The 25039-nt window shown below is 33.8% G+C and carries 27 protein-coding genes; 16 read left to right on the top strand and 11 right to left on the bottom strand.

Annotated features, from left to right (window positions below; translation table 11 throughout):
- The first annotated feature begins 262 nt into the window (after positions 1-262).
- The 5 genes from FPG59_RS04765 to FPG59_RS04745 all read left to right on the top strand — a co-directional run bounded on the left by FPG59_RS04765 (position 263) and on the right by FPG59_RS04745 (position 3807).
- A complete protein-coding gene (locus FPG59_RS04765) occupies positions 263-766 on the top strand; it encodes a GbsR/MarR family transcriptional regulator (protein ID WP_086453480.1) in 504 nt (167 codons plus the stop codon).
- A gap of 143 nt (positions 767-909) precedes the next feature.
- Entirely contained in the window at positions 910-1620 is a 711-nt protein-coding gene (locus FPG59_RS04760) for a YqjF family protein (protein ID WP_086453479.1), read from the top strand.
- Entirely contained in the window at positions 1617-2441 is an 825-nt protein-coding gene (locus tag FPG59_RS04755) for a hypothetical protein (protein ID WP_086453478.1), read from the top strand. Before FPG59_RS04760 ends, FPG59_RS04755 begins: the two co-directional genes overlap by 4 nt.
- On the top strand, positions 2441-3352 hold the full coding sequence (locus FPG59_RS04750; protein ID WP_086453477.1) for a TIGR01777 family oxidoreductase: 912 nt from the start codon (positions 2441-2443) through the stop codon (positions 3350-3352). The genes FPG59_RS04755 and FPG59_RS04750 overlap by 1 nt, the downstream gene beginning before the upstream one ends.
- Positions 3349-3807 (top strand): SRPBCC family protein, encoded by a 459-nt coding sequence (locus tag FPG59_RS04745; RefSeq protein ID WP_086453476.1) that lies wholly within the window; start codon positions 3349-3351, stop codon positions 3805-3807. The genes FPG59_RS04750 and FPG59_RS04745 overlap by 4 nt, the downstream gene beginning before the upstream one ends.
- On the opposite strand, the gene FPG59_RS04740 is transcribed toward FPG59_RS04745, so the two are convergent.
- Positions 3784-4599, bottom strand: coding sequence for a hypothetical protein (locus FPG59_RS04740; RefSeq protein WP_086453475.1), 816 nt, complete (start codon positions 4597-4599; stop codon positions 3784-3786). The two genes, FPG59_RS04745 and FPG59_RS04740, sit on opposite strands and share 24 nt — an antisense overlap.
- A 145-nt stretch (positions 4600-4744) precedes the next feature.
- Here FPG59_RS04740 and gcvP point away from each other — a divergent pair, with 145 nt between their 5' ends.
- From gcvP to FPG59_RS04710, 6 genes are all read left to right on the top strand, one after another.
- The gene (gene gcvP / locus FPG59_RS04735) at positions 4745-7594 is read left to right on the top strand and encodes an aminomethyl-transferring glycine dehydrogenase (protein WP_086453474.1); all 2850 of its coding nucleotides are present in this window, start codon (positions 4745-4747) and stop codon (positions 7592-7594) included.
- A gap of 292 nt (positions 7595-7886) precedes the next feature.
- Positions 7887-8945 carry a 3-oxoacyl-ACP synthase III family protein gene (locus FPG59_RS04730; RefSeq protein ID WP_086453473.1) on the top strand — a complete coding sequence of 353 codons (1059 nt, stop codon included), beginning with the start codon at positions 7887-7889 and terminating at the stop codon, positions 8943-8945.
- Between the two features lie 234 nt (positions 8946-9179).
- Positions 9180-9707, top strand: a complete 528-nt coding sequence (locus tag FPG59_RS04725; protein WP_086453472.1) for a methyltransferase — start codon at positions 9180-9182, stop codon at positions 9705-9707.
- Positions 9708-9733: 26 nt separating this feature from the next.
- Positions 9734-10582, top strand: a complete 849-nt coding sequence (locus FPG59_RS04720) for a glycosyltransferase family 2 protein (RefSeq protein WP_086453471.1) — start codon at positions 9734-9736, stop codon at positions 10580-10582.
- Positions 10583-10661: 79 nt separating this feature from the next.
- A complete protein-coding gene (locus FPG59_RS04715) occupies positions 10662-11411 on the top strand; it encodes an ABC transporter permease (RefSeq protein WP_086453470.1) in 750 nt (249 codons plus the stop codon).
- Positions 11408-12169 carry an ABC transporter ATP-binding protein gene (locus tag FPG59_RS04710; protein WP_086453469.1) on the top strand — a complete coding sequence of 254 codons (762 nt, stop codon included), beginning with the start codon at positions 11408-11410 and terminating at the stop codon, positions 12167-12169. The genes FPG59_RS04715 and FPG59_RS04710 overlap by 4 nt, the downstream gene beginning before the upstream one ends.
- A 4-nt stretch (positions 12170-12173) precedes the next feature.
- On the opposite strand, the gene FPG59_RS04705 is transcribed toward FPG59_RS04710, so the two are convergent.
- The gene (locus FPG59_RS04705; RefSeq protein WP_086453468.1) at positions 12174-12773 is read right to left on the bottom strand and encodes a SprT-like domain-containing protein; all 600 of its coding nucleotides are present in this window, start codon (positions 12771-12773) and stop codon (positions 12174-12176) included.
- 12 nt (positions 12774-12785) lie between these two features.
- Positions 12786-13463: an SDR family oxidoreductase gene (locus FPG59_RS04700; RefSeq protein ID WP_086453467.1), complete on the bottom strand. Its 678-nt coding sequence runs from the start codon at positions 13461-13463 to the stop codon at positions 12786-12788.
- Between the two features lie 129 nt (positions 13464-13592).
- Between FPG59_RS04700 and FPG59_RS04695 the strand changes: the two genes are divergently transcribed.
- On the top strand, positions 13593-14162 hold the full coding sequence (locus FPG59_RS04695) for a GNAT family acetyltransferase (RefSeq protein WP_086453466.1): 570 nt from the start codon (positions 13593-13595) through the stop codon (positions 14160-14162).
- A 2-nt stretch (positions 14163-14164) separates the two neighbouring features.
- On the opposite strand, the gene FPG59_RS04690 is transcribed toward FPG59_RS04695, so the two are convergent.
- From FPG59_RS04690 to FPG59_RS04665, 6 genes are all read right to left on the bottom strand, one after another.
- Positions 14165-15136, bottom strand: coding sequence for a M28 family peptidase (locus tag FPG59_RS04690; protein WP_086453465.1), 972 nt, complete (start codon positions 15134-15136; stop codon positions 14165-14167).
- Positions 15137-15211: 75 nt separating this feature from the next.
- A complete protein-coding gene (locus FPG59_RS04685) occupies positions 15212-15862 on the bottom strand; it encodes a hypothetical protein (protein ID WP_086453464.1) in 651 nt (216 codons plus the stop codon).
- A gap of 4 nt (positions 15863-15866) precedes the next feature.
- On the bottom strand, positions 15867-16901 hold the full coding sequence (locus FPG59_RS04680; protein ID WP_086453463.1) for a D-alanine--D-alanine ligase: 1035 nt from the start codon (positions 16899-16901) through the stop codon (positions 15867-15869).
- A gap of 10 nt (positions 16902-16911) precedes the next feature.
- Complete coding sequence (locus FPG59_RS04675) at positions 16912-17622, bottom strand: NRDE family protein (RefSeq protein WP_086453462.1); 711 nt, start codon at positions 17620-17622, stop codon at positions 16912-16914.
- Positions 17610-18098 carry a hypothetical protein gene (locus FPG59_RS04670; protein WP_086453461.1) on the bottom strand — a complete coding sequence of 163 codons (489 nt, stop codon included), beginning with the start codon at positions 18096-18098 and terminating at the stop codon, positions 17610-17612. The genes FPG59_RS04675 and FPG59_RS04670 overlap by 13 nt, the downstream gene beginning before the upstream one ends.
- 212 nt (positions 18099-18310) lie before the next feature.
- Complete coding sequence (locus FPG59_RS04665; RefSeq protein WP_086453460.1) at positions 18311-19450, bottom strand: acyl-CoA dehydrogenase family protein; 1140 nt, start codon at positions 19448-19450, stop codon at positions 18311-18313.
- An 88-nt stretch (positions 19451-19538) separates the two neighbouring features.
- Here FPG59_RS04665 and FPG59_RS04660 point away from each other — a divergent pair, with 88 nt between their 5' ends.
- The 4 genes from FPG59_RS04660 (at position 19539) to FPG59_RS04645 (ending at position 23724) form a co-directional block, all read left to right on the top strand.
- On the top strand, positions 19539-20603 hold the full coding sequence (locus FPG59_RS04660) for an anhydro-N-acetylmuramic acid kinase (RefSeq protein WP_086453459.1): 1065 nt from the start codon (positions 19539-19541) through the stop codon (positions 20601-20603).
- 145 nt (positions 20604-20748) lie between these two features.
- Positions 20749-21333, top strand: a complete 585-nt coding sequence (locus FPG59_RS04655; RefSeq protein WP_086453458.1) for a chalcone isomerase family protein — start codon at positions 20749-20751, stop codon at positions 21331-21333.
- Positions 21334-21422: 89 nt separating this feature from the next.
- Complete coding sequence (locus tag FPG59_RS04650; RefSeq protein WP_086453457.1) at positions 21423-22649, top strand: Glu/Leu/Phe/Val dehydrogenase dimerization domain-containing protein; 1227 nt, start codon at positions 21423-21425, stop codon at positions 22647-22649.
- A 175-nt stretch (positions 22650-22824) separates the two neighbouring features.
- A complete protein-coding gene (locus FPG59_RS04645; protein ID WP_086453456.1) occupies positions 22825-23724 on the top strand; it encodes a hypothetical protein in 900 nt (299 codons plus the stop codon).
- Positions 23725-23929: 205 nt separating this feature from the next.
- Here FPG59_RS04645 and FPG59_RS04640 read toward each other — a convergent pair whose 3' ends face one another.
- Together FPG59_RS04640 and FPG59_RS04635 are read right to left on the bottom strand one after the other, a co-directional pair.
- Positions 23930-24325, bottom strand: coding sequence for a biopolymer transporter ExbD (locus tag FPG59_RS04640; protein ID WP_086453455.1), 396 nt, complete (start codon positions 24323-24325; stop codon positions 23930-23932).
- A 1-nt stretch (position 24326) separates the two neighbouring features.
- Positions 24327-25022 (bottom strand): MotA/TolQ/ExbB proton channel family protein, encoded by a 696-nt coding sequence (locus FPG59_RS04635; protein ID WP_086453454.1) that lies wholly within the window; start codon positions 25020-25022, stop codon positions 24327-24329.
- Between the last annotated feature and the right edge of the window lie 17 nt (positions 25023-25039).

Raw genomic sequence — 25039 nt, 5'->3', positions numbered from 1 at the left:
ACCATTAAGAGTTTTAAGAAAGTTAAGTAACCCAGTCAAAAACTTAATTTTCTTAAATTCCTTAATTGTTTAAAAAAAATCCTATTCACCAATTTTATATAAAATTTAGTGATTGTATTCACCAATTTACACGTTTTAAACAAAAATAAAATAAACTTTCATTTATTATTGAAAGTTCAAAAACATTATTTATCTTTACACTATGACAATCAGCATTTATGCGATTTGCATTTGACCGTTTGAAAAACAATAAAATTGACAAATGAAATTCAAAGAAGCAAAAAATAAATTCGTTCAAACGTGGGGTGCATTAGGCAGTCAATGGGGGATTAATAAAACTATGGCTCAAATTCACGCGCTTTTGATGGTTTCACACGAGGCCGTTTCGATGGAAGACATCATGGAAGAATTGCAAATTTCGCGCGGCAATGCATCTATGAATTTACGTGCTTTGATGGATTGGGGAATTGTTTACAAAGAATACAAAGCTGGCGAACGACGCGAATTTTTTACAGCTGAAAAGGATTTAGACGAACTGGCTGTGAAAATTTCAAGAGAACGAAGCAAACGCGAAATCAAACCTGCTTTGAAAGTACTAAAAGAAGTTTCTTCCATAACATCAGACAATACTCCCGAAGAAAAACATTTTGTAGATCAAACTACTAAATTGTATGATTTTGTTCTAAAAGCAGATAATGTTTTGGATAAAATGACCGAGTATAAAGATAATTGGCTGGCAAAATTGGTTGTTAAAATAATGAAATAGTTTTTTAAACATTGTAAAAATAACATTGTAAAAAACTATTCAATGAGTCCACTAAAAAACAATAACAAAGAACAAATCAAATAAAAAAAATTTAATCAAAACTTTCATTTTTTTCTGAAAGTTTAAAAATAAAACTTAAAATTATGAGCTTCTTAACCGCAGAATGGAATGATTTAGCGATGTTCAATTATGAAATCGATCCAAAAATCTTAGAAAATTATGTCCCAAAAGGAACTGAACTCGATTTATGGAACGGCAAATGTTACATAAGTTTAATTGGTTTTATGTTTGAAAACGTAAAAGTATTAGGAATTAAAGTTCCGTTTCATGTCAATTTTGAGGAAGTCAATTTACGCTTTTATGTAAAAAGATTCGAAAATGGAATTTGGAAACGCGGTGTTGTTTTCGTTAAAGAAATTGTACCGAAGCATGCTATTACGATAGTTGCTAACACCTTATACAACGAACATTATCAAACTTTGAAAATGCGTCATTCAAGAACTGAAAACGAAACTTCAAAATCTTTTCAGTACGAATGGTTTAAAGATTCAAAGTGGAATTCCATTTCCATGACGACAGAAAAAAATCCGATTCCGATTGAACTAAATTCAGAAGCCGAGTTTATTACGGAACATTATTTTGGGTACACCAACTATAACAAAGAAAAATCAATTGAATATGCTGTTTCGCACCCAAGATGGGAACAACTAAAAGTAATTGAATCGAAAATTGATGTTGATTTTGAGAGTATTTACGGCAAAGATTTTAAGTTTTTACAAGAACTAAAACCTACCTCTGAATTTCTTGCTATTGGTTCAAAAATAACGATTGAAGGTAAAAAAACGATACGATGAAAACTTTAACTAACCAAACCTTATTATATGATGAAGATTGTCCGCTTTGTCGCGTGTATACTTCTGGATTTATAAAAGCTGGAATGCTGGACGAAAATGGTAAAAAACCATATTGTCAATTATCAGATGAGGAACAAAACTTTATTGATGTCCAACGCGCATCAAACGAAATCGCATTAGTTGATAACGAAAACAAAACTATAATTTATGGAATTGACAGTTTGCTAAAAGTAATCGGATTTTCATTTCCGTGGATGGAGAAAATCGGAAATCTAAAACCAATAAAATTTTTTCTGAAAAAATTATATTCCTTCATTTCTTATAATCGTAAAGTCATCATTCCGAGTAAGATTAAAAAAGAAATTAAGTTGCAATGTATTCCTGATTTTAATTATCAGTATCGAATTTTGTACATTTTGTTTGCAATGACAATAACAACATTTGTCTTGTATAATTTTTCAGATTCTATTAGCATTTTACCGAATTCTACTATTACAAGAAAACTTATTCTTGTATTTGGTCAAATAGTTTTTCAAGGTTTATTTTTGATAAAATTTGACAAGAAAATAATCTTGAATTATACAGGAAACTTAATGACGGTTTCGTTAATGGGTTCTTTATTATTACTTCCGATATTGATTTTGAATTTAGTTGTTAATATCCCAGAACTAATCAATTTAGGTTGGTTTGGAATAACAGTTTTACTAATGTTACTAGAACATTCACGAAGACTCAAACTACTACAGTTACCTTTTTACTTATCCATAACTTGGGTGATTTATCGACTAATTGCTCTAACAATCATCTTAAATTTAAACTAATGAAAAAGTTAATCATTTCAGCAGGAACAGGATTTTTAGGTCAGGTATTGGTAACACATTTTAAAGATAAATTTGATGAAATCGTAATTTTAACTCGAGGAAAATCTAAAAGTATTGATTCGGTAAAATATGTGAATTGGGATGCCAAAACGCTTTCTGGTTGGGAAATTGAATTAGAAAACGCTTCAGTTTTAATAAATCTTGCAGGAAAATCTGTCGATTGCAGATATACTGCAGCCAACAAAAAAGAGATTTACGATTCTAGAATTGACAGCACAAAAATATTGAATGAAGCGGTTTTAAATTGTAAAAATCCGCCTAAACACTGGCTAAATTCATCAACATCCACAATTTATAGATTTTCATTAGATAAACAAATGGATGAAGTTACTGGTGAAATTGGCGACGATTTCTCGATGAACATCGCAAAAAGTTGGGAGAGAGTATTTTTTGAAACTGAAACTACAAAGACATTAAAAACGGCTTTGCGAACTTCCATAGTTTTAGGAAAAAATGGCGGCGCTTTTGTTCCGATAAAAATGCTAACTAAATTTGGACTTGGCGGAAAACAAGGAAAAGGAAATCAATTTATAAGTTGGATTCACGAAGAAGATTTTGCAAGAGCAATTGAATTTGTTGTAGAAAAAGAGCTAGTAGGAGTTGCAAACATTGTTTCTCCAAAACCAAGCACCAATTCTGACTTCATGACAACTCTTAGAAAAACAATTGGAATACCATTTGGACTTTCAACAAGTAAACTTTTACTGGAAATTGGATCCTTTTTCATTAGAACAGAAACAGAATTGGTATTGAAAAGCCGGAATGTAATTCCGAGAAGATTACAGGAAAATGGTTTTACATTTGAGTATGATACTTTAGAAAAAGCATTTAAAAACTTAACCAAGAAATGACAACCATACAACTAACAACTAAAATAAACGCACCAATTGAAATCATTTTCGATTTATCAAGAAACATTGACGTCCATCAACAATCCACTTCTAAATCAAATGAAACCGCTATTGATGGAATAACTTCGGGTTTGATCAATTTAAACGAAACCGTTACCTGGCGTGGCAAACATTTTGGCGTTTATTTGAAACATAAAAGTTTAATATCAGCAATGGAAAATCCAACGTACTTTGTGGATGAAATGCTCGAAGGAAAGTTTAAATCTTTTAAACATCAGCATACTTTTATTCAAAAAGACGGATTTGTTGTTATGGAAGATAAAATTCAATACGAAACACCGTATGGTATTTTTGGAAAACTGTTTGACCTGTTAGTATTAAAAAACCATTTAAGCACGTTCATTGCTGAAAGGAATTCTTTTATCAAAACACTAGCTGAAAAGCATCAAAAATAACCACCAAAATATAGGAATACTTTCTACCCAAAAAGAAGCGTAATATCTGGAACGGTTCTCATTTGCATATACTAAAAATAATACTGTCGTGATTGCCAATCCTGTTTTTAAAGCTAAAAATTCGATTCTAAAATCATTGGATAAAAACTCTAACAGTACAAATAAAAACATCAATACAACTCCTACTCTCTTTGTCTGCGATACTCCTATTTGTTGCGGAACGGTTTTTAAATGTGGGTCATCCCATTTTAGATCAACTATTTCAAAAATTAAAATCAAAACGAAAATCAGGATATATCGTTGTATTGCGACTAAAAAAACAAAACTTGTGACTTCTGCATTATTGTTAACGATGGGTAAAAAAAGCGTCACTCCTACCCAACATAAAGCCACAATATAGATTTTAATTCCAGCCCAGTTTCGGGCATTTTTCTTATTCGGAAAGAAAGGCAACGTATAGAGCAATACGATAATTAGAAAAACAAGACCAATAATTTGTGTGAATCTTTCTAATTGAAAAAAATAATAACCCGTAGCTATCAAGGATAGAAAACTGAGAAACGCAATCCATTGGATCTGAGCATTAACTTTTACTATTTTATCTCTAACCAAAGCATCATATTTTACAAAATTATAGCCCACTATGGTTCCAAAAAAAGTGAAGAAAGCCACGCTGGTGTTATAAGAAATGTGGAACATACTGTACGTGAGATGAACCAGCGCAAAACAAGATAATGCCACGTGTATACTGCTATTGATGTAAAATTCAAAAATATTTTTAAAATATCGCATTAGACAAAATTAATCAATGTGTTAATAAGAAAGGCTTTTAGTTGAAAAATTCATAGAAAATCAACTTAAAAAAGGTTATTTATAGCATATTAATATTTAATTTTACAGCCTTAAATTAAGAAACACACAACCCATTAGACATACAATGAAAACAGACGCTTTTGCTTTAAGACACATTGGCCCTAGAGAGAATGATTTAACGCACATGTTAAAAACAATTGGTGCCGACTCACTAGATCAATTGATTGATGAAACCATTCCGAGTGACATCCGATTAAAAGCTGATTTGGACTTAGAACCTGCCATGACAGAGTACGAGTTTGCAAACCACATTTTTAACTTAGGAAACAAAAATAAAGTATTCAAATCATATATAGGATTAGGATACAACGCTGCTATTATTCCTGCTGTAATTCAAAGAAATATCTTTGAAAATCCAGGATGGTACACGGCATACACCCCTTACCAAGCAGAAATTGCTCAAGGTCGTTTAGAAGCTATTTTAAATTTCCAAACAACAGTAATTGAACTTACGGGAATGGAAATTGCAAACGCATCTTTACTTGATGAAAGTACAGCTGCAGCCGAGGCTATGGCGCTTTTATTCGATGTTCGCTCTCGTGATCAAAAGAAAAACAATGTTAATAAATTCTTCGTTTCTGAAGAAATTTTACCACAAACCCTATCGGTATTGCAAACTCGTTCTACTCCTATTGGCGTTGAGCTTGTTGTAGGAAACCATGAAGATTTTGATTTCTCAAAAGAATTTTATGGTGCAATTTTACAATATCCAGGAAAATTTGGTCAAGTAAATGATTATGCTGGTTTTATTGCTAAGGCAAAACTCAATGAAATTAAAGTTGCAGTTGCTGCAGATATATTGAGTTTGGTAAAACTGACTCCTCCAGGAGAAATGGGAGCCGATGTTGTGCTAGGAACTACACAACGTTTTGGAATTCCGTTAGGATACGGCGGACCGCACGCTGCTTACTTTGCAACTAAAGAAGAGTACAAACGTTCTATGCCAGGTCGTATTATCGGTGTAACTGTTGATACTGATGGCAACCGTGCATTGCGTATGGCTTTGCAAACGAGAGAACAACATATAAAACGTGACAAGGCAACATCAAATATTTGTACTGCACAAGTATTATTGTCTGTAATGGCCGGAATGTACGCTGTTTATCATGGTCCAAAAGGATTGCAATACATAGCTGATAAAGTTCATGCTTCGGCAGTAACATTGGCAAACGAAATAGAAAAACTGGGCTTGTACCAAACCAACACTTCGTTTTTTGACACTATCGTTATCAAAACTAACGCTCAAAAAATTAAGGAAATAGCAGAATCAAAAGAAGTAAATTTCTTTTATGCTGACGAAAATACTGTTTCAATTTCTGTAAACGAAACAACTAGTATTGCTGATTTGAACACTATAGTTTCAATATTTGCTGAAGCTACTGGAAAACCAGCTACAACAATTTCAGAATTAGCAACCGAAAATCAAATTCCGTCTCATTTAGAAAGAACATCTACGTTTTTAACACATGATGTTTTCAACAAACACCATTCAGAAACGGCTTTGATGCGTTACATTAAAATGTTAGAGCGAAAAGATTTAGCGTTAAACCATTCCATGATTTCATTAGGATCTTGCACGATGAAATTGAATGCAGCCTCCGAAATGTTACCTTTAAGTATGGCACAATGGAACAACATTCACCCGTTTGCACCATTAGATCAGGCGCAAGGATACCAAGAAATGTTAGCTAAATTAGAGCAACAACTAAACGTAGTAACTGGATTTGCAGGAACTACATTGCAACCTAATTCTGGCGCTCAAGGAGAATACGCTGGTTTAATGGTTATTCGTGCCTACCACCAGTCTCGCGGTGATCACCACCGTAATATTGCTTTGATTCCATCATCAGCTCACGGCACCAACCCAGCTTCTGCAGCTATGGCGGGAATGAAAGTAGTAGTTACTAAAACTCTTGAGAACGGAAACATTGATATTGATGATTTACGTGAAAAAGCCATTCTTCACAAAGATAATTTGTCTTGTTTAATGGTAACGTATCCTTCTACTCACGGAGTTTTTGAAAGCGCTATTAAAGAAATTACCCAATTGATTCACGATAATGGTGGACAAGTATATATGGATGGTGCTAACATGAATGCACAAGTAGGATTGACAAATCCTGCAACCATTGGTGCTGATGTTTGCCACTTAAATTTACACAAAACTTTTGCTATTCCTCATGGTGGAGGTGGTCCTGGTGTAGGTCCTATTTGCGTTGCACCGCAATTGGTTCCATTTTTACCTACAAATCCAGTAATACCTACAGGTGGCGAAAATGCGATTACTGCAATTTCTGCTGCTCCTTGGGGCTCTGCTTTGGTTTGCTTGATTTCTTACGGATATATTTGCATGCTGGGTGCTGAAGGTTTGAAGAAATCTACTGAGTACGCTATTTTAAATGCAAACTACATTAAAGAAAAACTAAACGGTCATTTTGATACCCTATATTCTGGAGAAATGGGTCGTGCTGCACACGAAATGATTTTAGAGTGTCGTCCGTTTAAAGAAAAAGGAATTGAAGTAACTGATATTGCAAAACGTTTGATGGATTATGGTTTCCATGCTCCTACCGTTTCGTTCCCAGTTGCAGGAACTCTTATGATTGAACCTACTGAAAGTGAAAACTTAGAGGAACTAGATCGTTTTTGTGATGCTATGATTTCAATTCGTAAAGAAATTGAAGCAGCAACACTGGAGAATCCAAACAATGTATTGAAAAATGCACCGCACACCTTGACAATGGTAACTTCTGACACTTGGATTTATCCTTATACACGTGAGCAAGCTGCATTCCCATTAGAGTATATTGCCGATAATAAATTCTGGCCAACAGTTCGTCGTGCCGATGAAGCTTACGGTGATAGAAATCTAGTATGCTCTTGCGCTCCAATTGAAGCGTATATGGAAAGTTAGTTTTCAAAACACACACTTTAATGCCTCGAAATTATTCGAGGCATTTTTTTTAACCACTATCCTACAAAATCGCAGTTCGTTTAAGAAACCAATATTAGTACTCAAAACAGAGTTATATTGACACACATATTTAACAAATAATTATCTCAATGATTCTCTAGATTCACAATTGAATTATCAGTTTTTTTGCCAATTATCTATTATTTCATAATTATATGCACGCATAGTAAATTTTGTGAGTGTTCTAAATTAATATTGATTAAATTAGCCTCAAATTTGGAAAATTAACACAATGAAAATAAAAATAGCTGGAATAGGAAGCTATATTCCTGAGAAAAAAGTAAGCAATACTGACTTTGGCGAACATGTATTTTTGAATGAAGATGGAACTCCTTTTGGCTATCCTAACCAAGTTGTTATTAAAAAATTTAAAGGCATTACCGGAATAGAACACAGACGCTATGCCGAAGATCATCTCAATTCATCAGACTTAGCCTTTTTTGCTTGCGAAAAAGCAATAGCAAATGCATCGATCGATCCAGAAACCATTGATTATATCATTTTTGCACACAACTTTGGTGATGTAAAATATGGCACAAACCAATCGGATATGCTACCTAGCTTAGCCACACGTGTAAAAAATAAACTACAAATAAAGAATCCAAAATGTGTTGCTTACGACATCCTCTTTGGATGCCCAGGCTGGATTGAAGGCGTTTTACAAGCAAATGCATTCATCAAATCTGGAATGGCAAAAAGATGTTTAGTAGTCGGTTCCGAAACACTTTCCAGAGTTGTTGACGTTCATGACAGAGATTCCATGATCTATTCTGACGGAGCTGGTGCTGCCATTATCGAAGCTTCGGATGATGAAACTGGAATGTTAGCCTATGAAAGTGCCACATACTCCATTGACGAGTCACACTATTTGTTTTTTGGCAAATCATACAATCTTGATTTAGATCCAGATACACGATATATCAAAATGTATGGTCGCAAAATCTATGAATTTGCGTTAAACAATGTTCCCTTGGCTATGAAAAACTGTCTTGATGCCAGTGGAATAGGTATTGACGACGTGAAAAAAATCTTGATTCACCAAGCCAACGAAAAAATGGACGAAGCCATTATTCAGCGATTCTATAAATTATTTGACAAAACTGTACCTAAGGACATCATGCCTATGAGCATTCATGAATTAGGAAACAGCAGCGTTGCAACCGTACCGACTCTTTTTGATTTGTTAATTCGCGGTCAAATAGAAAATCAATCCATTCAAGAAGGGGACATCCTTCTATTTGCCTCTGTAGGTGCAGGAATGAACATCAATGCCTTTATTTATAGATATTAACTACAACAATTGCATGAGTACATGAAGCTAATCCGGCTGTACACTGCAATTCCTCGTTATAAAACTTGTTTTTCTAAGGGGCAATAAAGCTTCTGTTAGTCGCTTTTTGCCCCTTGAAAAACTACATTTTATACCTCCGGGATTTTCGTTGCCATCCGGGCTAAAAAACAGTGCCCAAAACACATTTATTACTATATTTGTACCTGCGTGCCACAGTGGCAAAATCAAAAAAACATGTACGAAAAAACATTTCCTAATAAAAGATTCAAACATACCTTAGAATTTTTAAAACAACACGTTACCACCTCAGAAACCATCTTTGATTTAGGAGTACCTAATCCGTTTTCTAAAATCATGGAAGAAAATGGATACCAAGTAAAAAACACCAAAGGAGAAGATTTAGATAACGACCAAACGGCATTGCAAACCGAAACTTATTCTGTTTTTACTGCCTTCGAAATATTCGAGCATTTATTAAATCCATATACTGTTTTAGAAAATGTAAACTGCAATAAATTAGTCATTTCTATTCCGTTACGCCTTTGGTTTTCACCAGCGTACCGCAGCAAAACCGATATGTGGGACAGGCATTACCATGAGTTTGAAGATTGGCAATTAGATTGGTTATTAGAAAAAACGGGTTGGAAAATCACCGCTCGAGAAAAATTCACACATCCAGTAAAAAAAATTGGTTTTAGACCTTTATTACGCTATTTCACCCCGAGATATTATATTGTTTGCGCTGTTAGAGAAAATAAATAATAGAATAAAGAAAACAGATTTTTCTAATGAGATATTATATCGTAATTCCATCACATAACGAAGAAGCATTGATTTCTTTGACACTTCAATCCTTAGTGGAGCAAACTGTTTTACCAGCTAAAATTGTAGTGGTAAATGATAATTCTACTGATAATACAGCTGTTGTTGTCAATTCATTTATCAGTAAACATCCTTTTATTTCATTGGTTAACAAAACTTCAGATGCTGTTCATTTACCCGGAAGTAAAGTAATTCAAGCCTTTCAAACAGGATTTAATACTTTAGATGAAAACTATGATTTAATTGTAAAAATTGATGCCGACCTAATATTTCCTGCTAATTATTTCGAAACCATTATTAAACACTTCCAGTCCGATGAAAGAATTGGAATGGCAGGTGGATTTTGCTACATCGAAAAAAACGGTGATTGGATACTTGAAAACTTAACAGACAAAGATCATATTCGTGGCGCATTAAAAGCCTATAGAAAAGAAACCTTTCAACAAATTGGCGGACTAAAACCAGCCATGGGTTGGGATACTGTAGATGAATTATTATGCAAATTTTACAACTGGAAAGTAGTCACTGATGAAAGTTTGAAGGTGAAACACTTAAAACCAACAGGTGCAAATTACAATCAAAAAGCACGTTACAAGCAAGGCGAGGCTTTTTATACACTTGGTTATGGTTTTGTCATCACAGCGATAGCTTCGATAAAACTAGCTATGATGAAAAAAAAACCACTTCTTTTTATAGATTACATGAACGGTTTTTGGAAAGCAAAAAAATCAAAAACTCCATTGTTAGTTACTGCTGAACAAGCAAAATTCATACGCAATTACCGATTGAAAAAAATGAAAGAAAAACTGTTTTAGTTTTACAGCAGGAAACTATTAATTTACTTGACTCGCAAAATGCTTACAATTTTGTAATTTAGCCCATATTCGTAAACTTATGATGCTCATTCGATATATAACGCAAATAGGAAGATACTTCCTGATGCTTAAAGAAATTTTCAACAAACAGACGAAATGGTCTGTAATGAAAAAATTGATCTTCAAAGAAATTGATGACTTGGTCATTGACTCACTTGGGATTGTTGCTTTTATTTCCTTTTTCGTGGGAGGTGTAGTGGCTATTCAAACTGCATTGAACCTTACAAACCCATTAATTCCAAAATATCTTATTGGCTTTGCCACAAGACAATCTGTGATTCTTGAGTTTGCTCCTACCTTCATATCTGTTATTATGGCTGGAAAAATGGGTTCCTTTATTACATCAAGTATAGGAACAATGCGTGTTACAGAACAAATTGATGCGCTAGAGGTAATGGGTGTAAATTCCTTAAATTACCTTGTTTTTCCAAAAATTATAGCCTTATTACTTTACCCTTTTGTCATAGGAATTGCTATGTTTTTAGGTATTTTAGGCGGTTGGATGGCTGGTGTTTACGGCGGATTTATATCTAGTGACGAATTTATAAATGGAACTCAAATGGAATTCATTCCGTTTCACATTACGTATGCTTTTATAAAAACCTTAATTTTTGCTATGTTACTTGCTACAATTCCCTCTTTTCACGGCTATTATATGAAAGGTGGAGCACTAGAGGTAGGAAAAGCAAGTACAGTGTCATTTGTATGGACATCTGTTTGTATCATACTTATTAATTATATATTAACACAATTGTTATTAGGGTCATGATAGAAGTAAAAAACGTAGAAAAATCATTTAACGGAAATAAAATCCTAAAAGGGATATCGACTGTTTTTGAAACAGGAAAGACCAACCTTATTATAGGACAAAGTGGATCTGGAAAAACTGTTTTATTGAAAAGTCTTTTAGGGATTCATACGCCCGAGACTGGACAAATTTGTTTTGATGGTCGTGTGTACTCTGAACTTGAAGCTGATGAAAAAAGAGAATTGCGTACCGAAATTGGAATGGTTTTTCAAGGAAGTGCACTTTTTGATTCTATGACCGTAGCCGAAAATGTTGCATTCCCTTTGAGAATGTTTACCAAAGACAATACTGCAAAAATTAAGGAACGTGTTGATTTTGTTTTAGACAGAGTTGCATTGGTTAAAGCTCATAACAAACTGCCATCTGAAATATCTGGTGGAATGCAAAAACGTGTTGCCATAGCTCGTGCTATTGTTAACAATCCTAAATATTTGTTTTGTGACGAACCTAACTCAGGATTAGATCCAAATACGGCAATTTTGATTGACAACCTCATCAAAGAAATCACCGAAGAATACAACATCACTACTGTAATTAATACACATGACATGAATTCAGTTATGGAAATTGGTGAGAAAATTTTGTTCTTAAAAGATGGTTTAAAAGCTTGGGAAGGCAGCAAAGAAGAAATTTTCAGAACTGATAATGAAGCTGTAGTTGCTTTTGTATACTCCTCAAACTTGTTCAAAAAAGTGAGAGAAGCCTACTTAAAAGAATAAGCAATTATGATTGTAGCAGTTCAACCTCAGCATTTGGATTAAAAAGGTAGAGTTTCCCAGAACTTATTTCGAGACATTCAAAACGCTTCGTTCTCACAGCTATTTTCTTGAATATTTTTCCGTTTTTGATTCGAAAAACACTTCCGTATGGAATTTCGAAAACATAATTTTTATCGTTTTGATTGTCGTACTGTTTCAAGGCTAGTGCCAAAGTAGTATCGGTATCGCTAGTGGCACTTGGATTTCTAAAATGTCTTGCTAGCAAGGGTAACAAATGATTTGGATAGATCTCTGGCCGAATATAAGGCACCATCAATTGCTGAAAAGTATGTTTCCATTCTTGACCATGCGGTTTAATATTGCGACCATATTTCTCAAAAGCTACAAGATGAGCAACTTCATGAATAAGAGTCATAAGGAACCTATATTTATTTAAACTCCCATTAACTGTTATTTCATGTTTACCACTTAACCCTTTCCTATAATCACCATGACGTGTAGCGCGTTCATTCACAATTTTTAGATGAACACCATGTGTCACAATCAATTCAAATGCAGGTTTTACAGCGTGATCAGGCAGAAATTTAGCAAGCGTTTCTATCAAAATAATTCAGAATTATGGATTTGTAGAAGAAACTTGCAGTACTTTACCGTTAAAATACTTATTGCCATTTAAAGTAAAATCAAAAATATAATTTGCCATTTCATTTGCTTGAATAGGTGCTTGATATCCAGGAAAAGCTTCTTCCAGCATTTCAGTTTGAACAGAGCCCAGTGCAAGAACATTAAAAGATATTCCTTGCTCTTTATACTCCTCAGCTAATAATTCAGACAAGGTAATAACAGCTCCTTTACTCGAACTATATGCGGCTAGGCCAGCAAATTTTAAGCTTCCTTGAATGCCTCCCATAGAACTTATGGTTACAACATGACTCCCTTTATGCAAGTACGGCAAACAAATGCGAGTTAAATTAGCAACTGCAAAAACATTGACTTTGTAAATATTTTCAAAATCTTCTTGTGTGGTTTCAACAAAAGGTTTCAACAATAAACTCCCTGCGTTATGAATCACAGCATCTACTTGTTTCCAAGATTGGTCAAGAAATTCTTTGACTTTATTTAATTCAGACTCAACAGACAAATCAACTGAGAGACACGTAATATTTTGGTTTGCTAGTAATGCTTGCGGAATGTTTCTAGAAATTGCTAATACTTGATGACCTGCTGTTGCAAACTGCAAGGCCAATTCAAATCCAATGCCTCTGCTAGTTCCAGTAATAATGATATTTTTCATAGGACAAAAATAAACAAAAACAGCAAAAAAATACTGCTTTACTTGGAGATTGTTATCTCAATAAAAATTTAAATTCGTATTATTACGTGTAGTTTTAAATCAAAACATGAACCTTTGAATTCTAAAAATATGACACAGAATCTATCCTATGAAATAGCCCAAATAAGTGACATTGACGGAGTGCTGGCCTTACAAGAATTATACCTCGTTGCAAACTTAACTGAAACTGAAAAAGCTGCTGGATTTGTCACTACTCCTTTTACAATCTCACAATTAAATGACGTTATAGAAAAACAAGAACTATTTATTGCTAAAGACCGTGGTGAAATTATTGGGTACATTTTTGCTGGAAGTTGGGATTTTTTCAAACAATGGCCCATTTTCGAATACATGAGTTCACTACTTCCGGAATTGCACTTTTTAGATCATACTTTTACGCTAACCAATAGTTTTCAATATGGTCCAATTTCAATTCATCAAGAGTATCGCGGAAAAGGACTAATATTCCCTCTATTTGAATTCATGCGCGTACACATGTCGCAAAAGTTTCCGTTAGCCTTAACTTTTATAAACAAAATCAATATTCCTTCTACAAAAGCACATACGCAAAAACTGAATTGGTCAATCATTAGCGAATTTCAATTCAACAATAATGACTATTACATTCTTGCGTATGATATGAATCAAGCTCTTTCTTAACTTTATTTGAGCATGATAATTTCGTGAATTGCCGTATTTGCCATTTGTGTCACAGCAGGTAATAATTCTTGAATAAACGAGGTCATGTGAGGAACATCCATTGCTTTGAAATCATCGGAAACATGGTGATAGAATTCAAAATTTTCGAAATCAAATGTACTTACAGATTGACATGGCACTTTAAAAACATCATAAAAAGAAAAATTATCAGATCTATAAAACAATTCGTATTCAGCTTCTTTTGGTAAAAAACCAATGGTTTTTTTTCCAGTATATTCATTTATTTTAGCCGCCATGTTAGACTTATCAAAACCAGTAATGTAGGCCAAATAATCTCTTTTCATAGGAACGCCAATCATTTCAATATTAAATTGAGTGTACAAGTTAAAATTTTGTGCTTTTAGTTTTTTAGCCAAATGTTTAGATCCTAACAACCCTTTTTCCTCCCCAGCAAAAAACACGAATAAAATACTACGTTGATTATTTTTATGAAAACTGAAATACTTAGCCATTTCAGCAACAGCAGTACACCCGGAGGCATCATCATTTGCACCGTTGTTTATAAAATCTCCATTTTCTCCTTTTTTATCAATACCTATGTGGTCATAGTGAGCACTTATTATAATAAATTCTTTCTTTAATACGGGGTCATTTCCTTCAACAAAACCCACAACATTAAACGCTGTTCCTTTGAACGTGGTCAAAGTATCTTTATAGGTTTTAAAATAAGGCTGTACATTATTGTCTTTCAAAATTTTCTCTAAAAAATCAGCTGCCTTAACCATACCTGGCTGACCCGTTTCACGACCTTCAAGATCATTTGATGATAAAGTCTTTAGCGTACTAGACACATCACTTTCTTTAACTTGATACTCATATTTAAGGGGAGTTTGCGCAACCAACTCATCGCTTTGCGCAATCATACTGCTAATACATCCTATCATAAACGATAGTGTCCATACAATTTTCTTCATAATTCTAATTGATAATAAATTAATTAATATTTTTTTTAATAAACTACTAAGGCAATGTTTAGCAATCCATGAAAATTACAAACTCCTTTTTTTATAATATTTACGATATACTTTTACCATTTGTACAACTGACATGATTACAAAAAACAAAGGTATACACACAGGAATGATGTACTGAGAAAAACGAAAACTTTGACTTGAAACAGAATCTAACAACAAAATCAAACTTAACATTCCTATAAAAGTACCAATAATTGTTCCGCCTACATAAAAAAATTTATACTTTCTTCCCAATGAGATAAACTTGCCGTTAAGCAAATACAAATTCCAACCTGTCCAGAACGGCAATTGCAAAAAATTAATACAATTTAAGAGTACGCCAATCAAAAATGGAGAATAGGACATGTACTTTTTAAGAACACTTTGATTCCCCACACTGTTATTTGCAGAAGCGTAAAACGAATACGATAAAATCAAAAGAAAAAAAACAGCAAAAACATCAATAGTTTTCATTAACTTTTTATTATTTACTAATGGTGTAGCAAAGACCAATGTAAAATAAACAACAAACATTTCAATACAAATAACACCTGACAAAAATTGGAATAGATTATAAATTCCTAATTTTGAAAAAATTTCATATCCTATAACATTTAAATAACCCAGTGGAATTGAACCAATAAAGCTGACCAAAAAACCAACAAAAATATTTTTTATGGCTCTCATGGAATCAGAAATTTACAATTTTTTTACTTTGCTGTAGGTGCATTTTATATTCCTTCATTCCCTCTTTATGTTCTAAATAAGGAACGCCATTTTTATGATTGGCCACACTTATTTCATACATATACGCAATGTGACGCGCTAATTCTTTCCAAGCAAAAAATAGTGAATGTTTCGGGTCATAAATATGAGTTGGCTCACTTCCAGCTCCGTTCAACTCTACCACTGCAAAATTAATTCCTAGTTCTAATTCTTCGATAGTATTATACATGACATCCAGTCTACCAAAATAAAAACCTGGGATTTGCAAACACATTTCGTTAATCGTTTTAGTCAATTCTGGAGTTATCCAATGGCTACCATCTACAAATTTTGCACCTCGAGCATGATTACCGTAGGGTACTAAATTCAACTTCTCGCCTTTTGGTAAAATTTCGAATAATTTTTTACCGTACTCTTTTTTCAAGACATTCAATTGAAGTTCATAGCGTGGATTCTGCTTGATTAACTCTTGAACGGTTGAAAAACCATCTCCAGTAATAATCAAGAATTCTTTAGATACTATTCCGGTAATTCTACCTAATTTTTCATTAGGATAGCGCACATAAAAAATACCAACCTCATTTGAAAAAGGTATTAAATCTTGAACCAAGTAATTGAAATTTGCTTTTTCAGCATATTCTTTTAAATCCTGAACCGTGTTAATTTTTTTGACTCCAGATCCTCGTAGTCCAACATCTGGTTTTGCAATAAACGGATACTTAATTGCTGCGCTTTCGACCGTTTTTATAACATTTTCTACCGCGGTCCCTTCTTTTATTAATTCCGTTTTTGGGTAATACTGTTGCGGTATCAAATCATAAATTTCTTTCTTAGACTCCATCATAAAACCTCCATTTTTTATAGTGGGATTAGAAGCATTAAAGAAAAAAATAGATTTTGCCTTGATCGAATAGTAAGACCACAAAAAATAAATGGGAATATATACAATCTGAAAAGGCCAATATTCCCAATGGGTAATTTTATGAAAAAATAATTTCAAAATGTAGTATTTAGACGGTGATAAATGAGGTTGAAAAATCAAGTTGCTCTACCAAATCATAATGTAAGATACTAACTTTATTTTGATGTACTACAGCCTGAGTAATACTTAAGGTTTTCATCTCGTTATTTCGATTGATTACTAAACCGTTTTCCTCATTTCCTTCCTGCGTATGCCTATGAAAATCATATAGTTTTTCTTTTGAAATAACATCAGTTTCACTCATAAAAGCATGAAACCAAGCAGCTCGTTGTTCCCTCACCAAAGCTGGATACAAAGTAGATGAAGACCAAATGTGATTTTTATTGCTATCTAAAGCTAGCGTTTGCTTACTATTTCCATCCCAACGCAATTGAAAAAGTTCCTGATTTTGAAACAACACTAATGTAAATGGTTCTATCGACTCTAAATCAATCTCAACCCAAAAATCTTTTGGCGACGCGCTACTAATCATTTCTAAAACAATCAAGCCACGACTTTTTCGATATGATAATTGAACTTCATGTTTTTCTGCGGCACCATTTAGTAATACCAAAACAGTTCCATCATCTTTGGTCACAAACCAAGTCCCGCCTGCTTTTGGATCCTTTGGAAAAATAAGATTTTGTCCATTTACAGTATAACTTTTTGGAGGAATGGCGCTAGGCCTTATTGTTTTTTCGTCCCGGTTCGAAGTAATGATAACACTATCATTTGTTGCTACAAAACTTACTGTGCACATTGATTTCTATATTCTATTGTTGATCTTGCAACACCAAAATTTGGATCAATAGTAACGGTTTCACATTGTAATATTGCAACTTTTATAAGCGCCTGGTGGTGAATGCAATGTTCTAAATTATATAACAACTCTCTATTATAGTTGCTTTCAATTCGGATTTCTTCGCCGTCAATAATTTGCAGTAAGGTTATGTTTTTGTTTTCCTTATCCAAATTTTTCTGAACAGCCTTAATATTTTCTATTGCAAAAGTGGTATCCGTTTGAATAAGGGTGTTACGCTCTCTTTTATCATAGTTTACAACTCCTAAATCATATTGATTTTCAAGACATTGAAACATTTCAATAATATGTCTCGTATGCTCACCAATAGTAGCATTGCTTAATTCTGCACAAGAATTTGAATATTCTGTTTGTGACAATTGATCTAGCAAATCTATCAATTCGTTTAAACTATTATGTATCGAAGGTATTAACATAAAAATGTATTAGTTGGGTATTGCAATGGTAAAAAAAAGAAATCCAAAATCACAACTCAACAAAGAAAAGCAATTAGTATCAAATTAAAAAGATTCCCGAAATCATTTTTAAACAATAAAAATATAAAAAAACCTTAAAATTCTAATAAAGGCAATAAAAAAACCCTTTTCAATCGAAATTGAAAAGGGTTTAAACTAGATCTGTATAACTTTTAGGAAACCAATCCTCTTGAAATCACGATACGTTGAATCTCTGAAGTTCCTTCGTATATCTGTGTAATCTTAGAATCACGCATCATACGTTCTACATGATATTCAGCTACGTAACCGTTTCCTCCGTGGATTTGAACCGCTTCGTTAGCTACCTCAAGAGCAATTTCTGAAGCATATAATTTTGCCATTGCCCCAGAGTGTGCAATATCTTTACCTTCATCTTTTTCACAAGCAGCTTTCATTACTAATAATTTAGCAGCAGTAACTTTTACATACATATCAGCTAATTTAAAGGCAATCGCTTGATGATTAAAAATCTCCTTCCCAAAAGCTTTTCTTTCTTTTGAATATTTCAAAGCTATTTCATAAGCTCCTGTAGCAATTCCTAATGCTTGAGATGCTATACCTATTCTACCACCATTTAAGACGTTCATAGCAAAAGCAAACCCAAAACCATCTTCACCAATTCTATTTTCTTTAGGAACCTTAACATCTGTAAACATTAAAGAGTGGGTATCACTACCACGAATTCCCATTTTCTTTTCTTTTGGTCCAATATCAAAACCAGCCCAACCTTTTTCAACAATAAAAGCATTAATACCCTTATGTCCTTTTTCAACATCTGTTTGTGCAATCACTAAATAGGTAGATGCTGTACTTCCATTTGTAATCCAGTTTTTGGTACCATTTAATAAATAATGGTCGCCTTTATCAATTGCAGTTGTTTTTTGAGAAGTTGCATCACTTCCAGCTTCTGGCTCAGACAAACAAAATGCACCAATAACTTCCCCTTTAGCTAGAGGCACTAAGTATTTCATTTTTTGTTCTTCTGAACAATATTTTTCCATACCAGCGCAAACTAATGAATTGTTAACAGACATTATAACGGCAGCAGACGCATCTACTTTTGCTATTTCGGTCATTGCCAATACATATGAAATACTATCTAAACCTGACCCACCATACTTAGGATCTACCATCATTCCCATGAAACCCAATTCGGCCATCATCTTCACTTGCTCAGTAGGAAATTTTGAATGTTCATCGCGCTCAATCACTCCTGGTAATAATTCTGCAACAGCAAAATCTCTAGCAGCTTGCTGAATCATTAAATGCTCTTCGGTTAGATTAAAATCCATATTTTTATTGTAAATTAATTGTTCATAAATTTGCCTCCAAAAGTAATTATTAAATATCAGATTTCAAACGATTTCGCAATTTTAGCCAATGTTTAAAGAAAAATACAATATTATAGGTGTCATGTCAGGCACATCGCTAGATGGCATTGATTTGGCACACATTGTTTTTACTACAAAAGACAATAAGTGGGAATTTGAAATTTTAGAAACCCAAACTGTTTCATACTCACCAGACTGGTTAAACAAATTAAAAAGTGCCGTTTCTTTCTCTTCTGAAAAATTAACTGAATTAAATGAAGCCTATACACAGTTACTAGGTGAGGTAATCTTAAACTTCATTTTAAAAAACAATCTCAACTCTATTGATGCCGTTTGTTCCCACGGGCATACTATTTTACATCAGCCAGATAAGGGCATCACTTTACAAATTGGAAATTTACCACAAATAGCATCTATCGTAAAACAGAAAGTAGTTTGTGACTTTAGAGTTCAAGATGTAGCCCTTGGTGGTCAAGGCGCACCACTTGTACCTATAGGAGATCGGATATTATTTAGTGAATACGACTATTGCATGAATTTAGGTGGATTTTCAAACTTATCGTTTGAATTAAATCAAGAACGGATTGCTTTTGATATTTGCCCTGTAAACACAGTGTTCAACCATTATTCAAATTTGTTAGGATTGCCCTATGACAACAAAGGAGCTATCGCAAAGAATGGCTCTCTACAAATCAATTTGTTAAAAGAATTAAACGAATTAGACTATTATCAAAAAAAATATCCTAAATCACTGGGGTTTGAATTTGTAAAAGAAATAATTATTCCCTTGATAGACCACTATGAAATATCAATTGAAGATAAGCTTCACACCTTTACAAAGCATATTGCTATACAAATAGCAAATGTGTTGCCACACAAAACCGGAACATTATTTATTACCGGAGGCGGAGCTTACCATAATTTTTTAATTGAATCCATACAAAATGAATTACCACTTGCAACTATTATAATTCCTTCACCTAAAATTATCGAATTTAAAGAGGCACTGATCTTTGGAATACTTGGAATATTGCGATTAGAAAACAAAATCAATGTATTAAAAAGTGTGACGGGAGCTAAAATGAATCATAGTTCAGGAAAAATTTATGAATAAATAAATATTTTTCATTAATTTTAAGACAAATTAAGCTAGAAATCATAATTTTAAAAAGACATTAATCTCAATATCATTACAATGCTTTTTTTGAGCTATATTTGCAGACTGTTTAAAATCCATTTTTTTAATTAAATACCACATTATGAAAAAAGTACTGATAGTATTCGCCTTAATGAGTGCTCTACAATTTAATACCGTAAATGCACAAAAAAACTTTACTGTAAACGGAGTTAACATTCCTAGAACAATTGAATTTAAAGGAACAACCCTTACCCTTAATGGAGTGGGACAACGCTCCAAATTTTTTACTGATTTATACATTCAAGCTTTGTATTTGACTAAGTTTAGTCAAGATGCTAACCAGATTCTTGAAAGCGGAAACGAAATGGCAGTTTCACTTCATATTACATCTGGATTAATATCCTCAAAAAAACTATCTAAAGCGCTTGCAAAAGGGATGGAAAAATCTGTAGGAGAATCTGGAGTCCTAAAATTTGCCAAAGAACTTCAAGAACTTGAAGACTTATTAAGTACCGAAGAGACTAAATCTGGTGATGTTTTTGAACTTACTTTTAATCCACAAGATGAATCATTATGGATTACAAAGAATAAAATTTACAGAGGTAAAATTAAAGGCCTAGAATTCAAAAAAGCATTCTACGGAATTTGGCTATCTGAAAACCCAGTTGACAAAACATTGAAAGAAGATTTATTAGGAAAAGAATAACAAAAAAATCTTTACTCTTTTTTTTTGCAGAATAAACAATTAGCAAAATTGCTTTTTTTATATTTGCAGATATAAACATATCACAACAAATGAAAGATTTATTAAAGAAATTCGAAAATAAAGAGCCTGAAATTGTTTTTAACTGGAAAGATCCTGAAACCGAAGCCGAAGGCTGGACTGTAATTAATTCTCTTCGCGGAGGTGCTGCAGGTGGTGGTACAAGAATGAGAAAAGGCCTTGACATGAATGAGGTTTTATCACTTGCCAAAACAATGGAAGTTAAGTTTTCGGTTTCTGGACCTGCCATTGGCGGAGCTAAATCTGGAATAAATTTTGACCCAAATGACCCAAGAAAAAAAGGAGTATTGCAACGCTGGTACAAAGCGGTTTCTCCTTTATTGAAAAGTTATTACGGTACAGGTGGCGATTTGAACGTAGACGAAATTCACGAAGTTATTCCTATGACTGAGGAATGTGGTGTTTGGCACCCGCAAGAAGGTGTATTCAACGGTCATTTCAAACCTACTGAAGCGGATAAAATCAATAGAATAGGTCAGTTGCGTCAAGGTGTTGTAAAAGTAATAGAGAACCCAAAATTCTCTCCAGACGTTTCTAAAAAATATACTGTTGCTGATATGATTACTGGTTACGGTGTAGCCGAAGCCGTTCGTAACTTTTATGCCATTTATGGCGGTGATGTAAAAGGAAAGAAAGCTATTGTTCAAGGTTTTGGCAATGTTGGTTCTGCAGCTGCTTTTTATTTAGCCGAAATGGGCGCCAAAGTAATTGGTATTATTGATAGAGATGGCGGATTGATCAATGAAGAAGGATTCTCTTTTGAAGAAATAAGAGCTTTATTTTTAGCCAAAGACGGAAACAAACTGGTTGCCGAAAACATGATCCCTTTTGAGGAAATCAACCAAAAGATTTGGACTATTGGAGCTGAGATATTCACTCCATGCGCTGCATCAAGATTGGTGACTCAATCTCAAATTGATAGTTTAATTTCTCAGGGTCTTGAGGTAATTTCATGTGGTGCCAATGTTCCTTTTGCTGACAAAGAAATATTTTTTGGTCCAATTATGGAAGATGTAGATCACAAAGTGAGCTTAATTCCTGACTTTATTTCTAATTGCGGTATGGCACGTGTATTTGCTTATTTCATGGAAAAGAAAGTTCAAATGACAGACGAAGCTATCTTTTTAGATACTTCTGAAATCATTAAAAAAGCTATCGAGAAAGCGTATGAACTTAATCCTAGCAAAACTAACATTAGCGCAACTGCATTTGAAATTGCACTAAAACAGCTTACTTAATACAAGCAATCATATTTACACTTATATTAATGGGAATTAGTAGTCATAAAAGCTACTAATTCCCATTTTACTTTTAAAAAGCTCCAATTTATATTTGAGCACTCGCTTTTTACTCTTGACAATTTTTAGTACTTTTCAACGTTTTTAATTTTACACTTTTACAAACAAAACAAAAATGAGTTCCACCATTTCATCTAATCAAAAGAAATCTTTAATCATCACTACTCTTTTGTATGCGACAATGTTGTTGATTTTATTTTTTATCCGATTTTGGCCTCCTGCAAATGCAGATGAACTTGCTGGCGGTGGTGGCGGTGGCGGAGTTACAGTCAATTTTGGAGATAGTGATCTTGGGTCTGGAGCTGATTATCAAAGTGAAGTACTAGAGGTAAACAACCAATCTAAGCAAACTCCAGTAAATACTACACCTGACGAAGCAATATTGTCACAAGAAAATAGTACTGACGAAAGTGTTGTTATTCCTACCAAAGAGAAAACAAAGAAACCCACAGTTGTAGTAAAAGAAGAAACAAAACGCGTAATAGCAAAACCCAAAGTTTCGAATACTACAAATGATGCATTATCTAGTATTCTTAAAGGCTCGAACAAAGGAGGCGATGGTGATGACAAAACAGCCGGAAACAAAGGAAAAGCAAACGGAAGCTTAAACTCTGGAGAATATTATGGATCTGGTGGTTCTGGTGGTGGAACAGGCGGAGGAAACGGAACTGGAACGGGCATAGGAACTGGGAGTGGCTACGGTTCTGGAAGTGGAGGCGGATCCGGAAGTGGTTCTGGCGGTGGCGTTGGCTATTCTTTAGGAAACAGAAAAGCGGTTGCTAAGCCTGCTCCTAAATATACGTGCAATGAACAAGGCAAAGTAGTAGTAGAAGTAGCCGTTGACCGCAACGGCAAAACAATAAGTGCCATTGCAGGCGTAAAAGGAACTACAAATACGGCAAAATGCTTGCTAGATCAAGCTAGAATTGCTGCCATGAACACTAAGTGGGACGCAAGCAGTGACGCACCCGAGAAACAAGTAGGCAAGATTGTTTATAATTTCAATTTAAATTAATGGGTTAGTTTACAACATCATTCCATTATAAAAATAGGCTTCAAATATACGAGAGGCCGCGTGAGGGATAGCAGCAAGTACCGAAGTACTGCGAATAGCCCGACCAGAATAAAAAAAGGGGCCAATCACTATAATGTTGATTAGCCCCTTTTATTTATTGTGGTCACGCCCAAAAATAACAACTTTTAAAAACGTGCCCTAGTATTTATTTAGGACTGGTAGCAATCACAAATTTTAGATTGTTCCTCACTCCTATTTGCAAGACATCGACTAAATCTTGTACTTGTAAGTTAAATGGAATCCTAACAATAACGGTTTGGTCTTTTGCTGAACCCATTTTTGACATTAGCGTAGTCTCGAGTTCTTCAAATGAAACTGGCTGTTTGTCAATATAGAATTTTTTGTCCTCCGTGACGGATAAACTGATGTATTGCTTGTTTGTTTTTTCATTTGATTGTGCCTTTGGCAAGGTCATCTTGATTACATTTGGATTAGCAAGTGTTGAAATAATCAAGAAAAAAAGCAGTAAAAAAAACATGATGTCGCTTAACGAAGAAGTCGCGACCTCGGCATGAAATCTTCTTTTTCTTTTTATAGACATGTTATGATCTTTGAATAATATTTACAAACTCAAGAACTTGTTTTTGGATTTTTAATGCAAAATTATCAATTTTTCCGTTCAACAAGTGGTATCCACTGTAGGCAACAATCCCTACTATTAAACCCGCTCCACTACTAATCATTTTTTCGTACAATCCACCAGAAATATTTCCGATACTAATATTCTCAGTAACAGATATGCTATAAAATATTTTAATAACTCCAGAAATTGTCCCAATAAAACCTAAGGTAGGCGCAATACCCGCAATAAGTCCCAAATGGCCCAAGTGTTTTTCCATTTCGCCAATTTCAATGTCGGCAGCACGATCCATATTCGATTCGATTTCACTAATTGGCCTACCAATAACAAGAATACCTTCTTTAATTATATTTCCTGATGCGGTACTGTTGCGTTCAGCAATAGATCTAGCCAAGTCTAAATTACCAGAATTTAACTGATCTCTTACATCACGAAGCAACAAGCTATCTACTTTTGAAGCTTTACTAATGTATAAATAGCGTTCTACAATGAGATAAAAGGTATAAAACAATAAAATCCCAATAGGAATTAGCCATATTCCTCCTTTTAATAAAAACCCCAAAGTAGAAACCTCAGTATTAGGAGCAATTTTTTCAATAACTACATTTGATGCAGCATTAGTAAGGGTGTCCGCCTGTAATTGTATAAAACTAAACATATAATATTATTGTATTT

Source organism: Flavobacterium sp. FPG59, from assembly GCF_002150205.1.
Classification (GTDB): Bacteria; Bacteroidota; Bacteroidia; order Flavobacteriales; family Flavobacteriaceae; genus Flavobacterium.
The sequence above is the reverse complement of the archived record's forward strand: the minus strand, read 5'-3'. Positions and strand labels throughout refer to the sequence as shown.